Source organism: Streptomyces sp. RKND-216 (genome assembly GCF_004795255.1).
GTDB classification, from domain to species: Bacteria; Actinomycetota; Actinomycetes; order Streptomycetales; family Streptomycetaceae; genus Streptomyces; species Streptomyces hazeniae.
In genome coordinates, this window is the sequence record NZ_SSBQ01000002.1 from 5,169,515 (window position 1) to 5,177,500 (window position 7,986).

General features: G+C 71.0%; 9 protein-coding genes (1 of these 9 running past the window's edge). 3 read left to right on the forward strand and 6 right to left on the reverse strand.

Annotated elements, in window-relative coordinates; genetic code table 11:
- Positions 1-17: 17 nt before the first annotated feature.
- From E4198_RS22685 to E4198_RS22695, 3 genes are all read right to left on the reverse strand, one after another.
- Complete coding sequence (locus E4198_RS22685) at positions 18-1,592, reverse strand: amidohydrolase (protein ID WP_136184785.1); 1,575 nt, start codon at positions 1,590-1,592, stop codon at positions 18-20.
- Positions 1,592-1,801, reverse strand: coding sequence for an MbtH family protein (locus E4198_RS22690; protein WP_136184786.1), 210 nt, complete (start codon positions 1,799-1,801; stop codon positions 1,592-1,594). Before E4198_RS22690 ends, E4198_RS22685 begins: the two co-directional genes overlap by 1 nt.
- A 62-nt stretch (positions 1,802-1,863) precedes the next feature.
- Entirely contained in the window at positions 1,864-3,216 is a 1,353-nt protein-coding gene (locus tag E4198_RS22695) for a SidA/IucD/PvdA family monooxygenase (RefSeq protein ID WP_136184787.1), read from the reverse strand.
- Positions 3,217-3,464: 248 nt separating this feature from the next.
- Here E4198_RS22695 and E4198_RS22700 point away from each other — a divergent pair, with 248 nt between their 5' ends.
- A complete protein-coding gene (locus tag E4198_RS22700; protein WP_136184788.1) occupies positions 3,465-4,409 on the forward strand; it encodes a methionyl-tRNA formyltransferase in 945 nt (314 codons plus the stop codon).
- Positions 4,410-4,489: 80 nt separating this feature from the next.
- On the opposite strand, the gene E4198_RS22705 is transcribed toward E4198_RS22700, so the two are convergent.
- Both E4198_RS22705 and E4198_RS22710 read right to left on the reverse strand, forming a co-directional pair.
- On the reverse strand, positions 4,490-5,206 hold the full coding sequence (locus tag E4198_RS22705; protein WP_136184789.1) for a 4'-phosphopantetheinyl transferase superfamily protein: 717 nt from the start codon (positions 5,204-5,206) through the stop codon (positions 4,490-4,492).
- A gap of 217 nt (positions 5,207-5,423) precedes the next feature.
- The gene (locus E4198_RS22710; protein WP_136184790.1) at positions 5,424-5,963 is read right to left on the reverse strand and encodes a YbhB/YbcL family Raf kinase inhibitor-like protein; all 540 of its coding nucleotides are present in this window, start codon (positions 5,961-5,963) and stop codon (positions 5,424-5,426) included.
- Between the two features lie 179 nt (positions 5,964-6,142).
- Between E4198_RS22710 and E4198_RS22715 the strand changes: the two genes are divergently transcribed.
- Positions 6,143-6,574 (forward strand): barstar family protein, encoded by a 432-nt coding sequence (locus E4198_RS22715; protein ID WP_136184791.1) that lies wholly within the window; start codon positions 6,143-6,145, stop codon positions 6,572-6,574.
- A 60-nt stretch (positions 6,575-6,634) separates the two neighbouring features.
- Here the strand turns inward: E4198_RS22715 and E4198_RS22720 are convergent, their stop codons facing one another.
- On the reverse strand, positions 6,635-7,417 hold the full coding sequence (locus E4198_RS22720) for a sporulation protein (protein WP_136184792.1): 783 nt from the start codon (positions 7,415-7,417) through the stop codon (positions 6,635-6,637).
- 123 nt (positions 7,418-7,540) lie between these two features.
- Here E4198_RS22720 and E4198_RS22725 point away from each other — a divergent pair, with 123 nt between their 5' ends.
- Positions 7,541-7,986, forward strand: partial view of a DNA-3-methyladenine glycosylase gene (locus E4198_RS22725; RefSeq protein ID WP_136184793.1) — the 5' portion only. The gene runs 223 nt beyond the window's last position; only the first 446 of its 669 coding nucleotides appear in the window; its start codon is at positions 7,541-7,543; its stop codon lies off the right edge, out of view.

The window sequence follows — 7,986 nt, forward strand, 5'->3', positions numbered from 1 at the left end:
GTTCCCTTGCGGGGTGCCTACCGGGCCTCGACGCCGTCCACGTAGGTGGCGACCACGTCGATGTCGCCGATGCGCGAGGTGTCGACCCGGTGAGGATCGTCTCCGAGAACGACCAGGTCGGCGCGCTTGCCGGGGGAGAGGCTGCCCGCGCGATCCTCCCAGCGGCAGGCGTACGCACCGGCGACCGTGTAGGCGTACAGGGCCTCGTGGACGGTGAGGCCCTCGTCCGGACCGACCGACCGCCCCGAGAGCGTGGCGCGTTCGACCATGAACTGGACGGCCCGCAGCGGTGATCCGTCGGTGACCGGCCGGTCCGAGCTGCCGACGACCCGGACCCCGTGGTCGAGGAATCCCCTGCCCCGGTACAGCCACGGGGCGCGCCGCTCTCCCATCACGGCCGCGTAGTCGTCGCCGAAGTAGCGCAGGAAGTTCGGCTGAATCACGGCATGGACGGCGAGGCGCGCGAAGCGCGGGAGCTGATCGGGGCGGATCAGCCCGGCGTGTTCGATGCGGTGACGCGCATCGGGGCGCGGACGGCGGCTCTGCGCCGACTCCAGGGCGTTCAGCGCCAGGTCGGCGGCGCGGTCGCCGATCGCGTGGACGGCGAGCTGCCAGCCGGCGAGATGTCCGTCCACGATGAGGTCGAAGAGACGGTCGGGGTCGTCCTGGAACTGCCCGTCGTGGTCGGAACCCTCGTAGGGGGCGGTGAGCGCGGCCGTGCGGGCCATCATGCCGCCGTCGGTGTAGACCTTGAGCGCGCCCAGGGACAGCCAGTCGTCGCCCAACCCGGTGCGTACGCCGAGGTCCATGGCACGCGGGATGCCGTCGTCGGGGTGCGCGGCCAGTGGCCGCAGCGTGTCGGCCGCCGCCATCAGCTGGACCCGCAGCGGCAGCCGCCCCTGCTCCCGCAGCAGCTGGTAGGCGCCGAACTCCACGGGGCTGTGACCGAGCAGGCCACCGCCGATGCCCGCCTCGGCGCACGCGGTGATGCCCTCGGCGCGGCAGGTGCGGCCCGCGTGCTCGATCGCGTCGGCGATCTCCTCCTGCGAGTAGGGGAGGCGCAGGCGGCGCGCGGCGGCCATGGCGCTCTCCGCCAGGAAGCCGTCCTGGTGGGGCACTTCGGCCGGTAGCAGGTCCAGGACGGCGCTGTTGACCACGCAGGCGTGCCCGGAGTCGTGCATCAGGAACACCTTGTGTCCCCGGCTGACCCGGTCCAGTTCCCCCGCGGTCAGGTGCCGGCCGAGGGAGCGCTGGTCGTATCCGGCGACCTCCACCCAGGCGCCGGGCGCGCGCGTGCGGGAGACGGCCTCCGCCGCGTCTGCCACAACGGCGAGCACGTCCTCGACCCGCTCGCACGGTGCGACGTTCGGCGTGCTCGCCCTCCGCCCCGCCCATGCCAGGTGGACGTGGCTGTCGATGAACCCGGGGAGCACCGTGGCGCCCTGCAGGTCGACCACCTCGCGTGCGGGCAGCGCCGTGACCGCCTCGTCGAGGCCCACGATCCGGCCCCGCCAGACGCCGAGGTCGTGGGCGACGGGACGGGCCGGATCCATGGTGAGGAACCGTGCGTTGGTCAGTCTCGTGCAGAGCATCAGGGCTGCAGGGCCACAAGGCCGGCCGGGCGCATGTCTGTCCAGTGCTCCTCGACGTACGCCTGGCACGCGTCGCGGGACTCCTCGCCGAAGACCGTGCGCCATCCGGCGGGCACCTCGGCGAAGGAGGGCCACATCGAGTGCTGGCCCTCGTCGTTGACGAGGACCAGGAAGCGGCCCTGCGGGTCCTCGAACGGGTTCGTGCTCATGTGTGTGGTGACTCCTCGAGTGCGGTGTCGTTCCTCGGCGCCGGACAGAGCCCGGGCACAGCCTACCGGGCGGAGCCGACCTCGTCGGCGACGTTGCGCGCCTCGTCCTCAGCGGACTTCACCTCTGCGGCGAGGAGCGAGTCGAGGATCTCACCGACGCGGACAGCCGTGTTGGACAGCAGGGACGAGGTGATGCCGTGTGTGTGCTCGGTGCCGCCCTGAAGGTAGATGCCGCAGCGCAACGCGTCCTCGGCGGCGACGCGGTAGTCGCGTTCGACGCGGACACGGCCGTGCTCGTCCCGACGGCAGAGGTCGCCGACCTCGCCGAGGACGCCGAGCGGATCCGCGGGCCGGTAGCCGGTGGCGCAGACGACGACGTCCGCCTCCAGTGCGGTCTCCTCACCGGTGACCATGGAGGTGACGGTCGCGCGCACGCCGTCCGGCCCCTCCTCGACCCCGAGGAGCCGGGACACGTTGAGGAAGCGCAGGCGTTCGGTGCCGAGGACCTTCTCCCGGTACGCCTGCCGGTACAGGTCGCTGATGAGGTCGACGTCGACCACCGAGTAGTTCGTGTTCCCGTGGTAGTCCATCAGCTTGCGCTTGACGGGGTCGGGAGCGGCGAAGTAGTCGTCCACCGCGCCGGGGTCGAAGATGCGGTTGGCGAAGCTACTGTCGTCGGCGGGGCTGTAGCCGTAGCGGGAGAAGACGGCGCAGACCTCGGCCTCGGGGAAGCGGCGGTGGAGGTAGGCCACGTTCTCGGCGGCGCTCTGCCCCGCGCCGACCACGACGAAGCGGGACGGCCGGCGGCCGTCGAGCTCGTTCACCCGGCCCAGTAGTTCCGAGTTGTGCCAGATCCGCTCGCTGCGGGCGACGCCGTCGGGCATCTGTGGCCGCAGGCCGGTGCCGAGTACCAGGTTGCGTGCCCGGTGGACCACCACGTCCGACCCCGAACGGGCCGTCACGTCCAGGTACTGCACCGTGCCGTCGCGCACGACGGGCTCGACGGACACGACCTCGTGGTCGTAGGAGACCATGTCGTCGACCTTCGCCGCGGCCCACTCCAGGTACTCGTGGAACTCGACGCGCAGCGGGAACATCGTCTTCTGGTTGAGGAAGTCGATCAGCCGTCCCTTGCTCTGCAGGAAGCACAGGAAGCTGTACTCGCTCGCCGGGTTCCGGAGCGTCACCAGGTCCTTGAGGTAGGACACCTGCATGGTGGCGTCGTCGATCAGCATGCCGCGGTGCCAGCCGAAGCGCGGCTGCCGCTCGAAGAAGTGGGAGGTGACCGCCTCCGTCCTGCCGACGCGCGCGTTGTGCTCGCTGAGCGCAAGGGCCATGGCCACGTTGGACGGCCCGAAGCCGACGCCAATGAGGTCGTGGATCACAGGTGCGTCACCAGGAAGAACCTGAGACATGTCACTCCCATCGTGCGGGACAGCCGCCGGTCAGGCGTGGAGAACGGGGCGCTCAGGGCACGCCGGTTGACGGGCGGCCGAGCGAACTTAGGTAAAGCTAACCTGATCTCACCCCCGTGTCGACGGGGCGAAGCGGACTATTGGGGCGTCGCATGGTAAACAGCCCTGGTTCGGGGGCGCGTTGCACCCTAAGGTAAGCCTTGCTTTACTTGTCGACCGTTTGCATCGCTCTTCGAGGAGGAACCTCTATGCGGGTCGTCATGTTCGGCTATCAGACCTGGGGCCACCGCACGCTGCAAGCGCTCCTGGACTCCGAGCACGACGTCGTGACAGTCGTGACGCACCCCAAGAGCGAACACGCCTACGAGAAGATCTGGAGCGACTCGGTCGCCGACCTGGCCGAGGAACACGGCATTCCGACGATCATCCGCAACCGGCCCGACGACGAGTTGTTCGCGCGCCTCGAGGACGCCGCCCCGGACATCATCGTGGCCAACAACTGGCGCACGTGGATACCCCCGCGTATCTACACCCTGCCCCGCCACGGCACGCTCAACGTCCACGACTCGCTGCTGCCCAAGTACGCCGGCTTCTCGCCGCTAATCTGGGCGCTCATCAATGGCGAGCCGGAAGTCGGCGTCACCGCTCACATGATGGACGAGCAGCTCGACGCCGGTGACATCGTCCTGCAGCGCGCGGTCACCGTGGAAGCGGCCGACACGGCCACGGACCTGTTCCACAAGACCGTCGACCTCATCGCCCCCGTCACGACCGGCGCCCTCGACCTCATCGCCTCCGGACAGGCCGAGTTCACCAAGCAGGACCGCTCCCAGGCCACCTTCTTCCACAAGCGTGCGGAGGAGGACATCCGGATCGACTGGAACTGGCCCGCCGCCGATCTCGAGCGCCTCGTCCGCGCCCAGTCCGCCCCGTACCCGGCGGCGTTCACCTTCCACCGGGGAAAGCGCCTCGAAGTGGTGTCCGCCGTCGTCTCCGAGGGCCGCTACGGCGGCACGCCGGGCCGCATCTTCTACCGCGAGGGGGAGGGCGTGGTGATCGTCGCGGGCGCGGACGCCCGCACCGGCCGCAACCACGGCCTCGCCCTCACCCGCGTGCGGACCGCGGACGGCCGCGAACTGCCCGCGACCGAGTACTTCACCTCCATGGGCGGCTACCTGACGAGCCGCGCCTGAGAACGGCGGCACCCACGCGCCGCGTCGTCCGTCCGCCCACCCCAGGGGGGGCGGACGGACGGTACGGACGACCGCGCGCCCTACCCCTTCTCCCGCCGCACGGCGCAGGCCGCCGCGTAACCGGCGGCCGGCGCCTCCAGATCGGTGACACGCCAGCCCCCGAGCTCGGCGGGCTCACCGCCCGCGCCGACGCACGTCACCGACGGGTCCTCGACGAGCCCCGTACCGGTCGCCTTCAGGTATGCCTCCTTGCGGGTCCAGCACCGGGCGAACGCCTCCGGCCGCTCCCCGGCCGGCAGTGCGGCGAGCTCCGCACGCTCACGGGGGTGCAGGAACGACGTCATCTCCGCCACCGCCCCGGCGTCGGGCACCTCTTCCACATCGACCCCGACGGGAACCCCCGCGAAGCCCAGCAGCACCAGGTCCCCGGCGTGCGAGAGAGAGAAGTGCACCCCGGGTTCCCGCACGACGGGCCGGCCGTGCGGGCCTCCGCAGCCGGCGCACGGTTCGCGCAGCACTTCCACCTCAGCGGGCGCGACGTTCAGCGCGCCGCCCAGCAGCCGCCGCAGCGCGAGGTGCGCCACGACGTAGCGGTCGCGGTCCTCCTGCCGGACGAGAGTGGCGACACGCGCGCGCTCCTGCGCGTCAAGCACCTCCGGAGCCTCCGTGAGCGCGGGGACATGATCGGAGACGCGCACCAGCCACAGCGACACGGAGGCGAGCGAAGCCCCCCACAGCGGAGACGGTGCGGCTCGCTCGGGGGACAGCCAGGCGACGGCGGGTGACGGGGAGGACATCGTCCGATCGTACGACCGGGGCCCTCCGTCGGCGTGCGCGGGTGAGCGGGAAGCGAGCGGGCAGCCGGCGCGGTCGCCCGGCCCCCGGCCGGACTCCGGCAGACGACGGGCGCAGACACGAGCGCCCCGCCGCCCCCGCGCCTGCGGTGCCGACTGCCCGGCGACCACAGTGCGCTCCGGGGCCGCGGGGCGCAACGCAATTTCCGGCAGGGCCGCCTCAGCCCTGGGCCGGCACCTCGTGCTCGCCGACGATGTGGGCCCGGCCGATCGCCTTGAAGCGCAGGTTGAAGCCGACCACCGCCGGACTCGCGTCCGCGTCCGCCCCCAGCTTCTCGTCCTCCACGGCGTACACGGTGAACACGTACCGGTGCGGGCCGTCGCCGGGCGGCGGGTTGGCGCCACCGAAGTCCCGGGTGCCGTAGTCGTTCCGCACGTGCACCGCGCCCTCGGGGAGACCCTTCATGTCGCCGGTTCCCGCCCCCGCGGGCAGTTCGGTGACGTCCGCCGGAATGTCGAACACCGTCCAGTGCCAGAAACCGCTGCCGGTCGGTGCGTCCGGGTCGAAGCAGGTGACGGCGAAGCTGCTCGTCCCCGCGGGGAAACCCTCCCAGCGCAGGTGGGGAGAGATGTTGCCCCCGGAGTACACCTGATCGGCCTTCAGCCGCTGCCCCTCCGACACGTCGTCACTCGTCACGGTGAACGAGGCCACCGGCGGGTGATGGTCGTGCGGGAGCGGACGCCGCTTCTGCTCGGTCACGTCGAGATCCTCCTCATCGAGCGAATCGCTGCATCGGCCAGCCTAACGAGCGGACGAGCCGCAGGCTGACAGCATGTGCGGGTGCTACGAAAGTGCTCGGCGGCTCCCCACCGCCCGGTGGGCGCGATCCGCCGCGACCCCCTCTACCAGTAGGACAACCTCACAACGGTGGTGCATCAGTGACCAGCTCCGCACAACTGCCTGAACTGCCCGAGGGCGGCCTGAGCGGCCTCTTCGACGGAACCGTGCCACCGGGCGTGTACCGCACCGCATCGGTGGGCCCGGACGCAATCCTCCAGGCACAGGCGGAGGACTGGTACGCCGCCGTGGTGGACCTCGACGGAGTGACCGACCGCGCCGGCTTCCTCGCCCGCTGCGCCGACGGTCTGGAACTCGACGGACCGCTGGACGGCGACTGGGACGCCCTGGCCGACCGGCTCACGGACCTGTCGTGGCTGGGCGAACCCCGCGGCTACCTGATCCTCGCCAGCGGCTGGCCCGAGTTCCAGTACGCCGCCCCGCAGGAGGCCGACAGCGCCACCGAGGTCATGGGCGCTGCCGCCGGCTACTGGGCCGTCCGGGAGTCCCCGCTGGCCGCACTCCTGGGATGAACGTACGGAGGGGGCCGCCCGCAGGACGGCCCCCTCCTCCACGTGCCGCAGTGGACCCGCTCAGAACCAGTTGCGCTTGCCCCCGACCTCGGACAGCCACTGGTTGAGGTAGGCCGTCCAGTCGGTCTGCTGGAAGTTCGCCAGGTCCACCGTGAAGGCGCGGTAGGAGTCGCCGCCCTCGTTGAACAGGCCCGGCTTCTTGTCCATCTCCAGCACGACGTCCATCTCGCGGTGGTCCGCCACGAAGCTCAGCTCCACCGCGTTCAGACCGCGGTACTGCTCCGGGGCGAAGAACTCGATCTCCTGGTAGAAGGGCAGCCGCTGCCGGGTGCCGCGGATGTGACCGCGCTCCATGTCGGCGCTCTTGAAGCGGAAGCCCAGCCCGCCGAAGGCGTCCAGGACGGCCTGCTGGGCGGGCAGCGGGTGGACGTTCACGGGGTCGAGGTCGCCGGAGTCCACGGCACGCGCGATCTCCAGCTCCGTGACCACGCCGATGTGCATGCCGGTCAGGTGCCGGCCCATGAACATGGTGATCGGCGCCTCCCACGGCACTTCGAGGCTGAAGGGCACCGCGTGGACCGCACCGGGCTGAACCTGGAAGGCGCCGCCCAGGCGCTGCTTGTTGAACTCGATGTTCTGCTTGTACTCGGTGTCCTGGGCCTCGACCTCGACCTGTGCCTGGAAACCGACGGACAGGCCCTCGACCTGCTGCTCCACGGACCCGCCTTGAATGCGGACCTCACCCTGCACGACGCCACCCGGCACGACGTTCGGCTCGGTGAGCACCGTCTCGACCGAGGCGCCCCCCGCGCCCATGCTGGCCATCAGCTTCTTGAACCCCATGCTCGTCCTCTCCGGGAACGTTTCCCCGTCCCCCGTGTTTGTGCGTGACGCTCGTCAGGTACGAACGCGACGGGGACGGCGACGGTTCCAGACGCTCGGCAACCGTCCAGTAGCCTCCGACGCATGACTGACGGCCGCGACGGTACGCCACGTACACCTGACCCGGAGACGCCCCTGCCGCGGTTCTTCTTCGACCGGCCCGTGCTGGAGGTCGCGCCCGACCTCCTCGGCCGCACCCTCGTACGCCGCACCTCCCACGGGCCCGTCGCCGTGCGCCTGACCGAGGTGGAGGCGTACGCGGGGGAGCTCGACCCGGGCTCGCACGCCTACCGGGGACGGACCCGTCGCAACGCCTCCATGTTCGGCCCCGGCGGGCACGCGTACGTCTACTTCATCTATGGGATGTGGTGGAACCTCAACCTGGTCTGCGGACCCGAGGGGAGCGCGGCCGGGGTGTTGCTGCGCGGGGGAGAGATCCTCACGGGGCACGAGCAGGCCCGCGAACGACGCCCGGCGGCCCGCACCGATGCCGAACTGGCCAAGGGGCCAGCCCGCCTGGCGACCGCCCT